This window comes from Providencia sp. 21OH12SH02B-Prov (assembly GCF_027362595.1).
Lineage (GTDB): Bacteria > Pseudomonadota > Gammaproteobacteria > Enterobacterales > Enterobacteriaceae > Providencia > Providencia zhejiangensis.
This window is the reverse complement of record NZ_CP114796.1, coordinates 3,758,537-3,777,213: the sequence shown is the minus strand read 5'-3', so window position 1 is coordinate 3,777,213 and position 18,677 is coordinate 3,758,537. Positions and strand designations below refer to the sequence as shown.

General features: G+C 44.7%; 8 protein-coding genes, 2 tRNA genes and 3 rRNA genes. 10 read left to right on the top strand and 3 right to left on the bottom strand.

All coding sequences use genetic code 11. From position 1 onward, the window contains the following. Positions 1-436 precede the first annotated feature (436 nt). The 5 genes from O7C57_RS17455 to rrf all read left to right on the top strand — a co-directional run bounded on the left by O7C57_RS17455 (position 437) and on the right by rrf (position 5,795). Positions 437-1,976, top strand: a 16S ribosomal RNA gene (locus O7C57_RS17455). Between the two features lie 66 nt (positions 1,977-2,042). Continuing rightward, positions 2,043-2,119: transfer RNA gene (locus tag O7C57_RS17450), tRNA-Ile, on the top strand. A 132-nt stretch (positions 2,120-2,251) separates the two neighbouring features. After that, a tRNA-Ala gene (locus O7C57_RS17445) sits at positions 2,252-2,327 on the top strand. Positions 2,328-2,654: 327 nt separating this feature from the next. Further along, positions 2,655-5,560: ribosomal RNA gene (locus O7C57_RS17440) — 23S ribosomal RNA — on the top strand. 119 nt (positions 5,561-5,679) lie between these two features. Next, a 5S ribosomal RNA gene (gene rrf / locus O7C57_RS17435) occupies positions 5,680-5,795 on the top strand. The 16S, 23S and 5S rRNA genes sit together here with 2 tRNA genes alongside, the layout of an rRNA operon. 1,196 nt (positions 5,796-6,991) lie before the next feature. Here the strand turns inward: rrf and idi are convergent. The 3 genes from idi to narX form a co-directional block, all read right to left on the bottom strand. Beyond that, positions 6,992-7,507: an isopentenyl-diphosphate Delta-isomerase gene (idi, locus tag O7C57_RS17430; protein WP_154624933.1), complete on the bottom strand. Its 516-nt coding sequence runs from the start codon at positions 7,505-7,507 to the stop codon at positions 6,992-6,994. 184 nt (positions 7,508-7,691) lie between these two features. Further along, positions 7,692-8,348, bottom strand: a complete 657-nt coding sequence (gene narL / locus O7C57_RS17425) for a two-component system response regulator NarL (RefSeq protein WP_154624932.1) — start codon at positions 8,346-8,348, stop codon at positions 7,692-7,694. Between the two features lie 22 nt (positions 8,349-8,370). Next, a complete protein-coding gene (gene narX / locus O7C57_RS17420) occupies positions 8,371-10,125 on the bottom strand; it encodes a nitrate/nitrite two-component system sensor histidine kinase NarX (RefSeq protein WP_269723383.1) in 1,755 nt (584 codons plus the stop codon). Positions 10,126-10,454: 329 nt separating this feature from the next. Here narX and O7C57_RS17415 point away from each other — a divergent pair, with 329 nt between their 5' ends. From O7C57_RS17415 to narI, 5 genes are all read left to right on the top strand, one after another. After that, a complete protein-coding gene (locus tag O7C57_RS17415) occupies positions 10,455-11,852 on the top strand; it encodes a NarK family nitrate/nitrite MFS transporter (protein WP_154624930.1) in 1,398 nt (465 codons plus the stop codon). A 67-nt stretch (positions 11,853-11,919) separates the two neighbouring features. After that, a complete protein-coding gene (locus O7C57_RS17410) occupies positions 11,920-15,681 on the top strand; it encodes a nitrate reductase subunit alpha (RefSeq protein ID WP_269723382.1) in 3,762 nt (1,253 codons plus the stop codon). Further along, positions 15,681-17,222, top strand: coding sequence for a nitrate reductase subunit beta (narH, locus tag O7C57_RS17405; protein ID WP_247047325.1), 1,542 nt, complete (start codon positions 15,681-15,683; stop codon positions 17,220-17,222). Before O7C57_RS17410 ends, narH begins: the two co-directional genes overlap by 1 nt. After that, entirely contained in the window at positions 17,219-17,941 is a 723-nt protein-coding gene (gene narJ / locus O7C57_RS17400; protein ID WP_269723381.1) for a nitrate reductase molybdenum cofactor assembly chaperone, read from the top strand. Before narH ends, narJ begins: the two co-directional genes overlap by 4 nt. Further along, entirely contained in the window at positions 17,938-18,615 is a 678-nt protein-coding gene (narI, locus tag O7C57_RS17395) for a respiratory nitrate reductase subunit gamma (protein WP_154624926.1), read from the top strand. The genes narJ and narI overlap by 4 nt, the downstream gene beginning before the upstream one ends. Positions 18,616-18,677 lie beyond the last annotated feature (62 nt).

Sequence of the window (18,677 nt, the reverse complement as noted above, 5' to 3'; positions counted from 1 at the left end):
AACCGCTTCGGTGGTCAGGTTGAAAAAGAAACCCTCGTGATGACTGAGGTGAAAAAGAGAGAAAAAGTTGAAAATAATCACTTGACTTTCTGACAGAAAAACGTAGTATACGACACCTCGCGACAACAACCTAAACGGTTAATATCGAAAGATAAAGTCGCAACGCTCTTTAACAATTTATCAGACAATCTGTGTGGGCACTCACAGGACACTATCAAAAAAATATTTGATTTTAAGTCTTGAAGAGTGACTAACACGTTAATTCATATATGAACTAACAATGTGCAATTCGATTGTGGAAGGATAACGCGAAGGCGAGTGAGCATTTCCGAGACAGTACTGAGGTACGGCGAGGAAAGCGGAGCGAAGCCGACAAAGTTAGCCGAACAGAAGCGAATTGATAAACAGTTTAATTCTTTGAGCATCAGACTACTTTTAATTGAAGAGTTTGATCATGGCTCAGATTGAACGCTGGCGGCAGGCCTAACACATGCAAGTCGAGCGGTAACAGGGGAAGCTTGCTTCTCGCTGACGAGCGGCGGACGGGTGAGTAATGTATGGGGATCTGCCCGATAGAGGGGGATAACTACTGGAAACGGTGGCTAATACCGCATAATCTCTAAGGAGCAAAGCAGGGGACCTTCGGGCCTTGCGCTATCGGATGAACCCATATGGGATTAGCTAGTAGGTGGGGTAATGGCTCACCTAGGCGACGATCCCTAGCTGGTCTGAGAGGATGATCAGCCACACTGGGACTGAGACACGGCCCAGACTCCTACGGGAGGCAGCAGTGGGGAATATTGCACAATGGGCGCAAGCCTGATGCAGCCATGCCGCGTGTATGAAGAAGGCCCTAGGGTTGTAAAGTACTTTCAGTCGGGAGGAAGGCGTTGATGCTAATATCATCAACGATTGACGTTACCGACAGAAGAAGCACCGGCTAACTCCGTGCCAGCAGCCGCGGTAATACGGAGGGTGCAAGCGTTAATCGGAATTACTGGGCGTAAAGCGCACGCAGGCGGTTGATTAAGTTAGATGTGAAATCCCCGGGCTTAACCTGGGAATGGCATCTAAGACTGGTCAGCTAGAGTCTTGTAGAGGGGGGTAGAATTCCATGTGTAGCGGTGAAATGCGTAGAGATGTGGAGGAATACCGGTGGCGAAGGCGGCCCCCTGGACAAAGACTGACGCTCAGGTGCGAAAGCGTGGGGAGCAAACAGGATTAGATACCCTGGTAGTCCACGCTGTAAACGATGTCGATTTGGAGGTTGTGCCCTTGAGGTGTGGCTTCCGGAGCTAACGCGTTAAATCGACCGCCTGGGGAGTACGGCCGCAAGGTTAAAACTCAAATGAATTGACGGGGGCCCGCACAAGCGGTGGAGCATGTGGTTTAATTCGATGCAACGCGAAGAACCTTACCTACTCTTGACATCCAGAGAATTTAGCAGAGATGCTTTAGTGCCTTCGGGAACTCTGAGACAGGTGCTGCATGGCTGTCGTCAGCTCGTGTTGTGAAATGTTGGGTTAAGTCCCGCAACGAGCGCAACCCTTATCCTTTGTTGCCAGCGATTCGGTCGGGAACTCAAAGGAGACTGCCGGTGATAAACCGGAGGAAGGTGGGGATGACGTCAAGTCATCATGGCCCTTACGAGTAGGGCTACACACGTGCTACAATGGCGTATACAAAGAGAAGCGACCTCGCGAGAGCAAGCGGAACTCATAAAGTACGTCGTAGTCCGGATTGGAGTCTGCAACTCGACTCCATGAAGTCGGAATCGCTAGTAATCGTAGATCAGAATGCTACGGTGAATACGTTCCCGGGCCTTGTACACACCGCCCGTCACACCATGGGAGTGGGTTGCAAAAGAAGTAGGTAGCTTAACCTTCGGGAGGGCGCTTACCACTTTGTGATCCATGACTGGGGTGAAGTCGTAACAAGGTAACCGTAGGGGAACCTGCGGTTGGATCACCTCCTTACCATTGAAGTGTTCTTGTGAAGTGTTCACACAGATTGTCTGATGAAATAGAGTCAACGGTATCAATAGGCTTGTAGCTCAGGTGGTTAGAGCGCACCCCTGATAAGGGTGAGGTCGGTGGTTCAAGTCCACTCAGGCCTACCAAAATCGAATTAATACTGCGTTATAACTTAGCTCGTTTACCCGCGTAAACGTCGCCAAGTTATGCCTTGTCTAAATTCGATTTGGCTTTTAATTTCTTGATTAAAGAAAAGACGATACTGTTAAACCTGTTATGGGGCTATAGCTCAGCTGGGAGAGCGCCTGCCTTGCACGCAGGAGGTCAGCGGTTCGATCCCGCTTAGCTCCACCATAATACTTTTGAATTATTCAGAATAGATTAGTTATAGTCTATTGCGAATAATTATGCTCTTTAACAATCTGGAACAAGCTGAAAATTGAAACAACGCACATTGTTTATCGCTTAAACAATGTGAGAGTCTCTCAAAATTTCAAACCTGAAGTTTTCGGTCATTCAAACGAGTGGCATGAGCGAGCAGTGTGAAATTCGCGGCGTAGGAGCGCAGTCAGCGCAGCGTACATGGGTACGTGAGCATTGCGAGCACTGCCCAACGCAGAAGTTCACCACGCGCAGCCATTACCGGTCAGAACGACACGAAAAGACACCTTCGGGTTGTGAGGTTAAGCGACTAAGCGTACACGGTGGATGCCTAGGCAATCAGAGGCGATGAAGGACGTGCTAATCTGCGAAAAGCGTCGGTAAGGTGATATGAACCGCTATAACCGACGATGTCCGAATGGGGAAACCCAGTGCAATTCGTTGCACTATCGTTTGATGAATCCATAGTCAAACGAGGCGAACCGAGGGAACTGAAACATCTCAGTACCTCGAGGAAAAGAAATCAACCGAGATTCCCCTAGTAGCGGCGAGCGAACGGGGAGCAGCCCAGAGTCTTAATCAGCATCAGCATCAGGAGAACGGTCTGGAAAGTCCGGCAGTAAAGGGTGATAGCCCCGTATCCGAAGGTGTTGGTGTTGTGAACTCGACGAGTAGGGCGGGACACGTGTTATCCTGTCTGAATATGGGGGGACCATCCTCCAAGGCTAAATACTCCTGATTGACCGATAGTGAACCAGTACCGTGAGGGAAAGGCGAAAAGAACCCCGGCGAGGGGAGTGAAATAGAACCTGAAACCGTGTACGTACAAGCAGTGGGAGCACCTTTTAGGTGTGACTGCGTACCTTTTGTATAATGGGTCAGCGACTTATATTCTGTAGCAAGGTTAACCGTATAGGGGAGCCGTAGGGAAACCGAGTCTTAACTGGGCGAATAAGTTGCAGGGTATAGACCCGAAACCCGGTGATCTAGCCATGGGCAGGTTGAAGGTTGGGTAACACTAACTGGAGGACCGAACCGACTAATGTTGAAAAATTAGCGGATGACTTGTGGCTGGGGGTGAAAGGCCAATCAAACCGGGAGATAGCTGGTTCTCCCCGAAAGCTATTTAGGTAGCGCCTCGTGAACTCATCTTCGGGGGTAGAGCACTGTTTCGGCTAGGGGGTCATCCCGACTTACCAACCCGATGCAAACTACGAATACCGAAGAATGTTATCACGGGAGACACACGGCGGGTGCTAACGTTCGTCGTGAAGAGGGAAACAACCCAGACCGCCAGCTAAGGTCCCAAAGTTATGGTTAAGTGGGAAACGAAGTGGGAAGGCTCAGACAGCCAGGATGTTGGCTTAGAAGCAGCCATCATTTAAAGAAAGCGTAATAGCTCACTGGTCGAGTCGGCCTGCGCGGAAGATGTAACGGGGCTAAACCATGCACCGAAGCTGCGGCAGCGACATTTAGATGTTGTTGGGTAGGGGAGCGTTCTGTAAGCCTGTGAAGGTGTGCTGTGAGGCATGCTGGAGGTATCAGAAGTGCGAATGCTGACATAAGTAACGATAATGCGGGTGAAAAACCCGCACGCCGGAAGACCAAGGGTTCCTGTCCAACGTTAATCGGGGCAGGGTGAGTCGACCCCTAAGGCGAGGCAGAAATGCGTAGTCGATGGGAAACAGGTTAATATTCCTGTACTGGTGATAATTGCGATGGGGGGACGGAGAAGGCTAGGCTGGCCGGGCGACGGTTGTCCCGGTTTAAGGATGTAGGCAGGTGAATTAGGCAAATCCGGTTCACTACATGCTGAGGTCTGATGACGAGTCACTACGGTGGCGAAGTAGCTCATGCCCCGCTTCCAGGAAAAGCCTCTAAGCTCTAGATTATCATTAATCGTACCCCAAACCGACACAGGTGGTCAGGTAGAGAATACTCAGGCGCTTGAGAGAACTCGGGTGAAGGAACTAGGCAAAATGGTGCCGTAACTTCGGGAGAAGGCACGCTGGCGCTAGGTGAAGTCCCTCGCGGATGGAGCTGAAGCCAGTCGCAGATACCAGCTGGCTGCAACTGTTTATTAAAAACACAGCACTGTGCAAACACGAAAGTGGACGTATACGGTGTGACGCCTGCCCGGTGCTGGAAGGTTAATTGATGGGGTTATCCGTAAGGAGAAGCTCTTGATCGAAGCCCCAGTAAACGGCGGCCGTAACTATAACGGTCCTAAGGTAGCGAAATTCCTTGTCGGGTAAGTTCCGACCTGCACGAATGGCGTAATGATGGCCAGGCTGTCTCCACCCGAGACTCAGTGAAATTGAACTCGCTGTGAAGATGCAGTGTACCCGCGGCAAGACGGAAAGACCCCGTGAACCTTTACTATAGCTTGACACTGAACATTGAGCCTTGATGTGTAGGATAGGTGGGAGGCTTTGAAGTGTGGACGCCAGTCTGCATGGAGCCAACCTTGAAATACCACCCTTTAATGTTTGATGTTCTAACGTGGCCCCATCATCTGGGGTGCGGACAGTGTCTGGTGGGTAGTTTGACTGGGGCGGTCTCCTCCCAAAGAGTAACGGAGGAGCACGAAGGTTGGCTAAGCATGGTCGGACATCATGCGGTTAGTGCAAAGGCATAAGCCAGCTTGACTGCGAGAGTGACGGCTCGAGCAGGTACGAAAGTAGGTCTTAGTGATCCGGTGGTTCTGAATGGAAGGGCCATCGCTCAACGGATAAAAGGTACTCCGGGGATAACAGGCTGATACCGCCCAAGAGTTCATATCGACGGCGGTGTTTGGCACCTCGATGTCGGCTCATCACATCCTGGGGCTGAAGTAGGTCCCAAGGGTATGGCTGTTCGCCATTTAAAGTGGTACGCGAGCTGGGTTTAGAACGTCGTGAGACAGTTCGGTCCCTATCTGCCGTGGGCGTTGGAAGATTGAAAGGGGCTGCTCCTAGTACGAGAGGACCGGAGTGGACGCACCACTGGTGTTCGGGTTGTCATGCCAATGGCACTGCCCGGTAGCTAAGTGCGGAAGAGATAACCGCTGAAAGCATCTAAGCGGGAAACTTGCCTTGAGATGAGTCTTCCCTGACTCTTTAAGGGTCCTAAAGGAACGTTTAAGACTAAGACGTTGATAGGCTGGGTGTGTAAGCGTAGCGATACGTTGAGCTAACCAGTACTAATGAACCGTGAGGCTTAACCTGACAACACCGAAGGTGTTTTAGAGAGAACGTTGTGAAGCGCACACAGAGTGCGAGAAATTAGCTTGTTCAAGATTGCTGTTCTGGTTGGTGCAAGCCGACGGGAACAAAAACCGAATTTGTCTGGCGGCAATAGCGCGGTGGTCCCACCTGACCCCATGCCGAACTCAGCAGTGAAACGCCGTAGCGCCGATGGTAGTGTGGGGTCTCCCCATGTGAGAGTAGGGAACTGCCAGACATCAAATTAGTGAGAAAGCCACCCGATGGGTGGCTTTTTTGCGTTTGGGGGATGTGATACCGTTTTATCATCCTTCTGCCTTACTGTCACCACCAACCCCATCCACGGCACTTTCTTGCCAATCCTGCACTAGCGAACCGCATATTGATAGCCAATACATTAAGTAGAGATAAAGGGATGGCTCACTATTCGACTTATTTTCATGGTTGAGACCATTTTATAGGATGACTGGTGTTTATTTTTATGAATCGCAATCGGTATCTAAATAACATCATGGTTTAGATCGCTTTATCATACTGAGTACTCGATATCCATCTCATCAACTTATAGGTAAATAACTCGCTAGCTTATAAGCTCTGGCCTCAGAGGCTGTTAGGGGAGAGTCAAATAGCGGTAGAGGTCATTGACGACCTTTAGCTCATTCTTGTTAAGGATGGTTTTTTATTATTCTGACCATAATAGAAGGAGACGAATATTTATTGAGTAAAGCATGAATCAGTCGTTTAAATCGTTTTTTCTTCATCTTTTATTAAAATAAGACAACTAATAATATCAATAAAATCAACTCATAAAGTAAAAGTCATTCAGTTTATTGATCTTATGCCATTCCTACTTGCTATATCGGTTAGCGATAAACGAGTCACGCATCCTTTATGAGGGCTGGTTCGCATACGAGATATAGGTGTAGAGTTGCATGAGTGATGATTGGCCGCTTACATTTTACTGCTATTGAATTGCTATTTATCATTCGCTACAGCATCGAGTCTCACTCCTTCCTGCCATCTTTCTATCCAGTCATTCGCCCATGCTAAATATTCCTTCGTCGTTTATAGGCATTAGCTTACGAGATTGTCAGGGGAGAAGTAGAGGCTATTCAACACAACTGCTCACTAATAATGTAAAACATTCTGTATTTGAGGCGTAATGAATATTGGCTAAGCTATGGCAAAAATGGAACGGGTCAACAATGGCGTAGAACGACTTGGTATTGTGATTCGGTGGGTTGTACAAGTGAGTTGGTAAGGGCTAACGGTAATACTGATATTATGAATGAGCCGTAGTGAAAAGGCGTAAACCACAGCTTACTCATCCTAGAATGAGATGTTAATTTCATGAGAAAGCAGAATGACTCATTATGAATTGATGACTTGTCAGTTATTATTGATTGAAATGGTATATCTGACGCTAGCGATGGATTAATTAAATTTAAGCAATGGATATTGATTGATAATCAATTTAAACCATGGAGTGAAATGCTCTGGGTTAGTTTTTATCTCTTGTTGTAAGTCAGAAGGTAAGATCCAGCGGATCGCAGAAACTTCATTTGGGTTAGGTTTAACAATGCCGTCATATTGACCAACGAATAGGTGGTCATACTCATGTTCAATTAAATCGCCAGTGACTTGGGCATGGTAAATAAAATGTCCAACCGGAGAAATATCTGTGGTAAATCCAAGTTCTTCCATTAATCGACGTTTCGCTGCTGCCAGTGTTTCTTCTTTTGGATGAGGGTGACTACAACAACTATTTGCCCACTGTCCTGCTGAATGGTATTTATGAGCGGCACGTTGCTGAATGAGTAGTTCACCTTTAGCATTGAAAATAAAAACTGAAAATGCGCGGTGTAATTTACCCAGTTGATGCGCTAATAACTTCGGCATACTGCCTATAGGGGTATCTTGCTCATCAACAAGAATGATATTTTCTTCCATTAGTTAGTCTTAGATATTGAGTAAATTGTGGGACTGATGATCATATTATAGTTTAATGCGTATGGCTTGTAGATTTGAGCCTTTTAATTGATTGATAGAATCCTAGTCGCATAGTTGTTATATGCGTCTAGGAATTCCTGTGAAATTAAATATGCAGTGTTTGGTTGTTGTGTGTTGATACTCACTATTTTTGCTGAAGTACCCATACCGCAGCCTCAACACGTGATTTGAGATTTAATTTTTTGAGTAAATGTTTTACGTGAACTTTGACAGTACTTTCAGCAATATCGAGTTTACGTGCGATCATTTTGTTTGAGAGGCCTTGTGAAATAAGGTCTAGTATATTCGTTTCTCGGGGGGTTAACGACAGTAGATTATTTTCAGTTTGTGGACGATTATCTCTGAGGGATTCCGCTAATACAGATGTTAATGCAGGGCTCACTACCATTTTACCACTCGCGGCTTCTTTAAGCGCCACGATTAACTCTTCGGGTTCCATATCTTTTAGCAGGTAGCCATCTGCACCGCGTTTTAAGGCACTTACGAGGTCTTCACCATAATTAGATACAGTAAAAAGAATAATTCTACCTGATAATTCGCGTTTTCTCAGCTCATCAAGGGTTTCAAATCCATTCATGCCTGGCATATTTAAGTCGAGAAGAATAAGGTCTGGATCTTGTTCTTCAGCGATTTTTATTCCTGTGGCTCCATCACCTGCCTCACCAACTACACATAATGAGGGTTCTAGGCTAATTAATTGTTTGACGCCATTTCTTAACATCGGGTGGTCATCAATGAGTAAAATCGTTGATTTTTCGCTTGTTGTGTTTGTATTTTCCATGAATTGCGTTACTCCAAAATAATTAAGCTACAGGTAAAGAGAATGTGACTTTAACGATTGTTCCACCTTGTGCTCTCGGAATTATGTCACATTTACCATTAAGGCTAAGTGCCCTCTCTCTCATAATAATTAAACCGTAATGGTTTTGTTTATCGGGTGTAGGGCCTATTCCTTCACCATTATCTTCGATTGAAATCGTGACAATTCCCGAATCTTGTTGAAGGGTGACTTGTGCCCAGTTTGCATGAGCGTGCTTAAGAATATTACTCAGTGCTTCTCGGATTATCTGTATAATATGAATAGATTGGTGTGGTGAAATACTCTTCGCTGGCAGGTGGTAATTTAATAAAACAGGGAAGCCCATTTTTTGGCTAAATTCATTGATGGTATTTTCTAATGATGGGAGTAGCCCAGGTTCAGTGAGCTTTAATCGGAATGTCGTTAATAATTCTCTAAGCTGGCTGTATGCGGTATTAATTTCATTTCGCATTTCACTCAGCAATTGTTGATGTTTTTCAGGTAGCGACTCTGGCTGCATTTGTAGATAGCTAATTTGCATTTTTAGACAAGAAAGTGATTGCGCTATCGAATCATGTAGTTCTCTTGCAATAGCAGAGCGTTCATCCATTATTAATAGCTGCTGCTGTTGTTCAATTTGATGTTCCATCGCTAGCATGCCTGATATTTGTTTTACGAGCATGAGAACTAAATTATTCTGTTCGTCAGAAAGCGCCTCATTTGCTTCAATTTCGGCCACGATGACACCATAGCGGTGAATATTATCAGAGAGCTCCCATGATAACGTCTTAGGATGATAGAGGTTATCTTTTGGATTAGACAATATATCTTCAGAGTGAGCGCTGTTTGATGAGCTGCAAATTTCATGAAAATAGGTTTCATTGCTATCTTCATAGAGCCTTAAACTCAAATTTTTTAATATTGTGATATCTTTAAGTTCACTGAGTACTCTGCCTAGTCGAATGTCGAGAGGTTCTGCGGAATGAAGTATTTGGTTTGATTGGTAAAGGTAAGACAGTACTTGGTTTTTATTACGTAAGTCTGCTGTTTTTTCGGTAACTCTCTGTTCAAGTTGATGATAGCTTTGTGCTAATTCATCTGACATTTGGTTTAATGTCAGCCCTAATGCATTCAATTCATCTTGTTTATTGTTATTTGGATAGCGTTGGCTAAAATCTTTTTGTCCAATCGCATTCGCCATTGTGAGTAGCTTCATCCATGGATAATAAATTTTGCGTCTCAAGTGCCAAATAGTGGCCATTAATAATAAAAAGACTAAGCCAATAAAGATCATTTGTGTCATCGCCACATAAGCGATTTTTCTTTCTGTTTTTTCATCGATATTATGAACAAGCTCATCAAGCATATTAACAAAGGCAATGACCTCATATCGAGCATCATTGGGAGTGAGCGCTTTATTTAGGGCGGGACGCAAAGTGTGTAGCCAAAAGTCATATAATTCTGAAAACTGAGTGGTTAAATCTTCAGATTTGATGACTTGTGTTAATTCTGGGCTAGATAAATCATTTTCTAGAGCGTTAAGGTATTCTTCAGAGTGATTATTTAAGGGAATTAAAGAGAGTAAGCGGTAACTTTGCATGCGAAGCGAACCTGATTTATTAATCGCATGCGCATTGCCTTGTACACTAATAATCATACGATTTGAAATCGTCATGCCAATAATACCCAGCACGGCAATAAGTAGCATCAGCCCAATAACTTGGTTGATGATCGAAAATCGACGATGAAATGCCGGCATATTCACTTCCTTCAAAATAACCTCGCAATCTACTTTTCATAATGATTATATTGTTCAGAGATTGCGTCAATTTACATATACCACTTCAGGGTTAACTCTAAATTTCCTTTCTATAGAATAGCGCAAATATCTGGATAAAAGTAATTTATATAAATCTATTTTTATCTTTAATATTGATAGAGTTAACTAAATATACCTCTAATACCTCTCTAGGGGGGTGTTTATATAGTGTGCAAAATTTAACTTGAGTGTCTCTTGATTTAGATCAGTCTGATGGATGCTAAATGGACACAAACTGACCTCAGAAATGCGATTTATTGGGGTGAGTTATGTCTCAACAAGAAAATGTTAATACACAGACAAAACAGTCAGGTGCAATTATTCAGGATTGGCATCCTGAAGATACTCAGTTTTGGCAGAAAACAGGACAGCGAATTGCCAATCGAAATTTATGGATTTCGATTCCTTGTTTATTACTCGCTTTTTGCGTATGGATGTTATTTAGTGCAGTTGCCGTTAATCTAAATAAAGTCGGTTTTAATTTCACTACAGACCAATTATTTTTATTAACAGCGCTTCCTTCCGTTTCCGGTGCTCTTTTACGTGTGCCTTATTCATTTGTAATACCTATTTTTGGTGGTCGTCGTTGGACTGCAATCAGTACTATTTTTCTTGTTATTCCTTGTATTTGGTTAGGATTTGCGGTTCAAAATCCGGCTACACCTTATAGCGTTTTCGTCATTATTTCACTGCTATGTGGTTTTGCTGGGGCAAATTTTGCTTCTAGCATGGCAAATATTAGCTTTTTCTTTCCTAAAGCCCGCCAAGGTGGCGCTCTTGGACTTAATGGTGGCCTCGGTAATTTAGGGGTTAGTGTCATGCAGCTAGTGGCTCCTTTTATTGTTGGGATCGGCGTGTTCTCCTTTATGGGGGGAACAGGTACACCACAGGCAGATGGCTCGGTATTATGGTTAGAAAATGCAGCATGGATCTGGGTGCCTTTTCTGCTGTTTTTCACCGTCATGGCTTGGTTTGGCATGAACGACTTAGCCGCGAACCGCGCATCGTTAAAGGCTCAGCTTCCTGTATTAAAACGTTGCCATCTCTGGATACTCAGTTTTCTCTATCTCGCAACCTTTGGTTCTTTTATCGGTTTTTCAGCCGGTTTTGCGATGCTTTCTAAGACGCAATTCCCTGATGTCGTCATCTTACAATTTGCTTTCTTTGGCCCTTTACTTGGTGCGCTTGCTCGTCCAGCGGGGGGCATGTTGTCCGATCGTTTCGGTGGCGTAAAAGTCACTATTATCAACTTTATTATAATGGCGATTTTTTCGGGATTGCTGTTTTTCACCTTGCCTGAACAAGGCCAAGGTGGGTCGTTTATCGCATTTTATGCTGTGTTTATGGTGCTGTTTTTGACGGCAGGGTTGGGTAGCGGTTCGACTTTTCAAATGATCGCGGTTGTGTTTCGTAAATTAACCATTGACCGCGCATACGCGCTAGGAGCAACAGAAGAAGAGGCTCAAAAACAAGCCGTGACAGAAAGTGCTGCTGCATTAGGTTTCATTTCAGCCATTGGCGCGATTGGTGGCTTTTTTATTCCTAAGGCTTTTGGGACTTCTTTAACACTGACGGGTTCACCTGCCGGTGCGATGAAAGTTTTCTTCGTGTTTTATGTCTCCTGTGTGTTCATCACATGGTTAGTTTATGGACGTAAACACAAATAATAACAATCAATAAAGACGATTTTAGCAATGTACGGCGCCTGCCGGCGTCTCTTTGGAGGCAATCCGAATGAGCAAATTTTTAGACCGATTTCGTTATTTTAAGCAACTTGGCGAAACATTTTCAGGTGATCATGGACAAGAGCTGAATGTTAACCGCGATTGGGAAAATGGTTACCGTAGCCGTTGGCAGCACGATAAAGTCGTGCGTTCCACGCATGGTGTTAACTGTACAGGGTCATGCAGTTGGAAGATATATGTTAAAAATGGCTTGGTAACATGGGAAACTCAACAGACAGATTACCCGCGTACACGACCTGATTTGCCTGATCATGAGCCAAGAGGGTGCCCTCGTGGGGCAAGTTACTCATGGTATCTGTATAGTGCTAATCGTGTGAAATACCCGATGGTGCGCAAACGTCTATTAAAGTTATGGCGTGAAGCGAAAGCGGAACATCAGGATCCAGTCGCGGCTTGGTCTTCTATTATTAATGATCCGCAAAAAGCTAAAAGCTATAAGCAAGCGCGCGGACGTGGTGGTTTTGTTCGTTCAAGCTGGCAAGAGGTGAATGAACTGATTGCCGCCGCTAATGTAACCACGATTAAGGAGTTTGGCCCCGACCGTATTATTGGTTTTTCACCTATACCAGCGATGTCGATGGTTTCTTATGCATCAGGGGCGAGGTATTTATCGTTAATTGGTGGTGCTTGCCTGAGTTTTTATGACTGGTATTGTGATTTACCTCCAGCGTCTCCGATGACTTGGGGTGAACAGACCGATGTTCCAGAGTCAGCAGATTGGTATAACTCCTCTTACATCATTGCATGGGGTTCTAACGTACCTCAAACACGGACACCAGACGCCCATTTCTTTGCTGAAGTGCGCTATAAGGGCACAAAAACTGTCGCCGTTACCCCAGACTATGCTGAGATCGCTAAATTATGTGACCACTGGTTGAACCCTAAACAGGGTACTGACAGTGCAATGGCGATGGCGATGGGCCATGTCATCCTGAAAGAATTCCATGTGGACCGTCAAGCTGAATACTTCCGTGAATATGTCCGAACTTACACCGATATGCCAATGTTAGTGATGTTGGATGAGCGTGAAGATGGGAGCTATGCTGGTGGTAGAATGTTGCGTGCAGCGGATTTAGTGGGGTCTTTAGGCGAAGAAAAAAACGCTGAGTGGAAAACGATCGCGATTGATGAAGCAACAGGAAAACTGTGCGTACCACAAGGTTCGATGGGCTTTCGTTGGGATGAAAGTCGCAAATGGAATCTTGAACCTCGTAATGCGAAGGATGGGGCTGAGTTTAAAATGCAACTGAGCCTTTCTGAGACCTATGACGAGATAGTTGAGGTTGGTTTTCCGTACTTTGGTGGCTTAGAAAGCGAATATTTTCAACATGTTGAACTGAAAGACATCCTGCTGCATAAATTGCCTGCCAAACGTATTCAACTTGCAGATGGTAAAGAAGTATTGGTCACCAGCGTTTATGATTTACTGCTTGCTAACTATGGTATTGACCGTGGCTTTGGTGATGAAAATTGTGCAGTCGATTACGATGATATGAAAGCATATTCACCTGCTTGGGCGGAGAAGGTGACAGGCGTGAGTCGCCAAAATATCATCCGTATAGCGCGTGAATTTGCAGAAACAGCCGAAAAAACCCATGGCCGTTCAATGGTGATTGTTGGAGCGGGTATCAATCACTGGTATCACATGGATATGACCTATCGAGCGATTATCAACATGTTGGTATTTTGTGGTTGTATTGGGCAAAGCGGCGGTGGTTGGTCTCATTATGTCGGCCAAGAAAAATTACGCCCACAAACAGGTTGGTTACCTCTTGCCTTTGGTTTAGATTGGCAGCGCCCACCTCGCCATATGAATAGTACCTCATTTTTCTACAATCACTCTAGCCAATGGCGTTATGAAACGGTTAGTACCGAAGAGCTATTATCACCACTCGCGGATAAAAAAGCGTTTAGTGGCAGCCTGATTGATTTGAATGTGCGTGCGGAGCGTATGGGATGGTTACCCTCTGCCCCACAATTAGGTATTAACCCGATCACTATCGCGAAAAAAGCTGAACAAGAGGGATTGTCGGCGGTGGATTATACCGTGAAGCAGCTTAAAGCAGGGAACATTCGTTTTGCTGCCGAGCAGCCTGATAATCCACAAAACTTCCCGCGTAACTTATTTATTTGGCGCTCTAATCTTTTAGGCTCTGCCGGTAAAGGGCATGAATATTTATTGAAATATTTATTAGGTACTGAAAATGGTATTCAAGGGCTTGATTTAGGGCAGCAAGGTGGCGTGAAGCCAGAAGAAGTTGAATGGGTTGATCAAGCAGCGGAAGGGAAAGTCGACTTAGTGGTCACGCTAGATTTTAGAATGTCTAGTACCTGTTTATTCTCGGATGTCGTGTTACCAACAGCTACGTGGTATGAAAAAGATGATATGAATACCTCGGATATGCATCCTTTTATTCATCCATTATCCGCAGCAGTTGATCCCGCTTGGGAATCTAAGAGTGACTGGGAGATCTATAAAGGGATTGCTAAAGCATTCTCTGAGGTGTGTGTTGGTCATTTAGGCAAAGAAACCGATATTGTGACATTGCCTATTCAACACGATAGCGCCGCTGAAATGGGACAACCTTTTGATGTGCGTGACTGGAAAAAAGGTCAATGTGAGTTGATCCCAGGAAAAACCGCGCCGCATCTTATGATGGTCGAACGTGATTATCCATCTATTTATGCACGTTACACATCATTAGGCCCTCTAATGGATAAACTGGGTAATGGTGGTAAAGGGATCAGTTGGAATACACAAGATGAAGTCGATTTCCTGAAAAAACTGAATAAAACTCAACCAAGCGGGGCTAATCAAGGGCGGCCGAAGATCGACACGGCAATTGATGCCGCTGAAGTGATCCTAACTTTAGCTCCAGAAACGAATGGTCAGGTTGCCGTTAAAGCATGGGATGCGTTAGGAAAAGTGACTGGACGTGACCATACTCACTTGGCCCGCTATAAAGAAGATGAAAAAATCCGTTTCCGCGATATTGTCGCACAGCCACGTAAGATCATTTCTAGTCCAACATGGTCTGGTTTGGAAGATGAGCATGTGTCTTACAATGCGTGTTATACCAACGTTCACGAAATGATCCCTTGGCGTACTTTAAGTGGCCGTCAGCAATTGTATCAAGACCATGAATGGATGAGAGCCTTTGGTGAAAGTCTTGTGGTCTATCGTCCACCGATTGATACGCGTGCAGCTCAACCTCTAATGGGAAAAAAACCGAATGGTTTCCCAGAAAAAGCGCTGAACTTTTTAACACCGCACCAAAAATGGGGGATCCATTCAACTTATAGCGATAATTTGTTGATGTTAACGCTGGGTCGAGGCGGACCTATTGTGTGGCTAAGTGAGGAAGATGCTCGTCAATTAGGGATTAAAGACAATGATTGGGTTGAAGCTTTCAACAGTAATGGTGCGTTAACCGCTAAAGCTGTTGTCAGTCAGCGTATTCCTGATGGCATGATCATGATGTACCACGCTCAAGAGAGACTGATCAATCTACCTGGATCAGAAATCACTGCGCAACGCGGGGGGATCCATAATTCTGTAACCCGTGTCTGCCCTAAACCGACTCATATGATTGGTGGGTATGGGCATCTGGCCTATAGCTTTAATTATTACGGTACTGTGGGTTCTAACCGTGATGAGTTCGTGGTAGTGCGCAAAATGAAGCAGGTTGACTGGCTTGATGGTGAGCAAGATGGCTATCAGCAGACACTGAGCGGAAAGGAGAAAGCATAATGAAAATTCGTTCTCAAGTCGGCATGGTATTGAATCTCGACAAATGTATTGGCTGCCATACTTGTTCAGTGACCTGTAAAAATGTGTGGACTAGCCGTGAAGGTGTTGAATATGCTTGGTTTAATAACGTTGAAACTAAGCCAGGTATCGGTTACCCCCATAATTGGGAAGATCAGGATAAATGGAAAGGGGGCTGGATCCGTAATATCAAAGGCAAATTAATTCCTCGAATGGGGAATCGAGTCGGGGTGCTCTCTAAGATTTTTGCAAACCCAGATGTACCTGCTCTTGATGATTATTATGAGCCGTTCGATTATGACTATAGCCATCTAAAAAATGCCAAAGAGGGTCAACATATCCCCACGGCTCGTCCGCGCTCATTAATTACTGGGCAGCGTATGAGCAATGTGAATATGGGGCCAAACTGGGAAGATGATCTTGGTGGTGAGTTTAGTCAACGTGCGCATGACAAGAACTTCGACAATATACAAAAAGAGATGTACGGGCAATTTGAAAATACCTTCATGATGTATTTGCCTCGTTTATGTGAACACTGTTTGAATCCAGCCTGTGTTGCAACCTGCCCGAGTGGGGCTATTTATAAACGCTCAGAAGACGGCATTGTTTTGATCGACCAAGACAAATGTCGTGGCTGGCGGATGTGTTTAACGGGCTGTCCATATAAGAAAATCTATTTCAACTGGAAGAGTGGTAAGTCAGAAAAATGTATTTTCTGTTATCCACGTATCGAATCAGGTATGCCAACTGTGTGTTCTGAAACTTGCGTTGGACGTATCCGCTATTTAGGTGTGCTGCTTTATGATGCGGATAAAATTGAAGCCGCGGCAAGTACAGAAAAAGAAACGGATTTGTATCAAAGTCAACGGGATATTTTCCTTAATCCACATGATCCGAAGGTGATTGAAGAAGCGCAAAAGCAAGGGATCCCTTTGAGCGTGATCGATGCCGCTCAGAGATCTCCCGTGTATAAAATGGCTATGGAATGGAAACTTGCTTTGCCATTACATCCTGAGTACCGAACTTTACCAATGGTATGGTATGTGCCGCCTTTATCACCCATTCAATCCGTTGCAGATGCCGGGATGTTAGCGAGCAATGGCGTATTGCCAGATGTTGAAAGCTTACGTATCCCAGTTCAGTACCTTGCCAATTTGTTAACGGCGGGGGATGTTGAGCCTGTTTTATTGGCGCTTAAACGTATGTTGGCGATGCGACATTACAAACGAGCCGAAACGGTCGAAAATCAGTGTGATACCAGTGCGTTAGAACAAGTTGGATTAACGGAAGCACAGGCACAAGAAATGTATCGTTATTTGGCGATAGCGAACTATGAAGATCGCTTTGTGATCCCATCGAGTCACCGTGAGTTAGCACGTGAAGCGTTCCCTGAAGCAAAAGCATGCGGCTTTAGCTTCGGTGACGGTTGTCATGGTAGTGATAATAAAGTGAATTTGTTCAACAGCCGCCGAATTGATGCGATAGATGTGACACCAAAAACACCGCAGGAGAAGACACTATGATCTCATTAAAAGTGATTTCTCGATTACTTGATTATCCAACTGAGGTGTTATGGCAACATCGTGACGAACTGATTGAAGCGTTAGAACAGGCAAATGAATTACCGTTTACGCAGGCTATACAATTGATGATGTTTGTTCGTGAATATCTCAATGAAGATCTTTTAGATATGCAAGCACAGTACTGTGAATTGTTTGATAGGGGGCGAGCCACATCCTTACTGTTGTTTGAACATGTGCATGGCGAGTCACGTGATAGAGGCCAAGCCATGGTTGACTTGATGGCGCAGTATCAGCAACAAGGTCTAGCGCTAAATAGTCGTGAGTTGCCTGACTACTTACCCATTTATTTAGAATACCTGACGATCTTAGTACCAGAGCAAACACGTGAAGGTTTGCAAGATATAGCCCCGATTCTGGCGTTATTAGGGGAAAGATTGAAACAGCGACAAAGCCGATTTGGTCTGTTGTTTGATTTATTGCTCTCCCTTTCGGATAGCGCGATAGAGACGAGTCAATTACATGGTCAAGTAGCATCGGAAGCACGTGATGATACACCTGAGGCACTCGATGCTGTTTGGGAAGAGGAGCAAGTGACATTCTTTGCTAATGAAAAAAGCTGTAATAGTGAAGTGACGGCTCATCAGCAACGTTTTGCGAATGCAGTGGTTCCTCAATATTTGAATCTTGATGCAGGCCATAATGCGGGAGTTCAAAAATGAATTTTATCAATCAATTCTTCTTCGATATTTATCCCTATATCGCCGGTACTGTGTTTATTGTTGGTAGTTGGTTACGTTATGACTATGGACAATATAGTTGGCGAGCGGGTTCTAGCCAGATGCTCGACAAGAAGAATATGCGTTTAGCATCGAATCTGTTTCATATAGGGATTATTGGTGTGTTTGTGGGGCACTTTTTCGGTATGTTAACGCCCCATTGGATGTATGAATCCTTCTTACCAATGCATATTAAACAGTTAATGGCAATGGTGGGTGGTGGGATATGTGGCGTCATGGTACTCGTGGGCGGAGCGATGCTCTTGAAGCGTCGCTTAACTAACCCTCGTGTCAGAGCGACATCGTCTTTTGGCGACATTATGATCTTAACTTTATTGGTTGTACAAGTTTGTTTGGGTCTGTTAACCATTCCATTCTCTGCTCAACATATGGACGGGAGTGAAATGTTGAAGCTAGTTGGCTGGGCACAATCCGTGGTGACTTTCCATTGGGGCGCTTCACAGTACCTTGACGGTGTTGGAATTGTCTTTAAATTACACCTTGTTTTAGGGATGACACTGTTCTTATTGTTCCCATTCTGCCGATTGGTTCATATTTGGAGCGCGCCGATAGAATATATTTCGCGTCGTTACCAAATAGTAAGAAATCGCCATTAAAAATAGGCAGATAGATAACTGAAAGCCCCCTTTCATGTTCTTGTGTAGGCAACAAATATTGC

Excerpts from the sequence above, each read along its gene's own strand:
- idi (WP_154624933.1), bottom strand. The coding sequence starts at position 7,507 with ATGGAAGAAAATATCATTCTTGTTGATGAGCAAGATACCCCTATAGGC.
- narL (WP_154624932.1), bottom strand. The coding sequence starts at position 8,348 with ATGGAAAATACAAACACAACAAGCGAAAAATCAACGATTTTACTCATT.
- narX (WP_269723383.1), bottom strand. The coding sequence starts at position 10,125 with ATGCCGGCATTTCATCGTCGATTTTCGATCATCAACCAAGTTATTGGG.
- O7C57_RS17415 (WP_154624930.1), top strand. The coding sequence starts at position 10,455 with ATGTCTCAACAAGAAAATGTTAATACACAGACAAAACAGTCAGGTGCA.
- O7C57_RS17410 (WP_269723382.1), top strand. The coding sequence starts at position 11,920 with ATGAGCAAATTTTTAGACCGATTTCGTTATTTTAAGCAACTTGGCGAA.
- narH (WP_247047325.1), top strand. The coding sequence starts at position 15,681 with ATGAAAATTCGTTCTCAAGTCGGCATGGTATTGAATCTCGACAAATGT.
- narJ (WP_269723381.1), top strand. The coding sequence starts at position 17,219 with ATGATCTCATTAAAAGTGATTTCTCGATTACTTGATTATCCAACTGAG.
- narI (WP_154624926.1), top strand. The coding sequence starts at position 17,938 with ATGAATTTTATCAATCAATTCTTCTTCGATATTTATCCCTATATCGCC.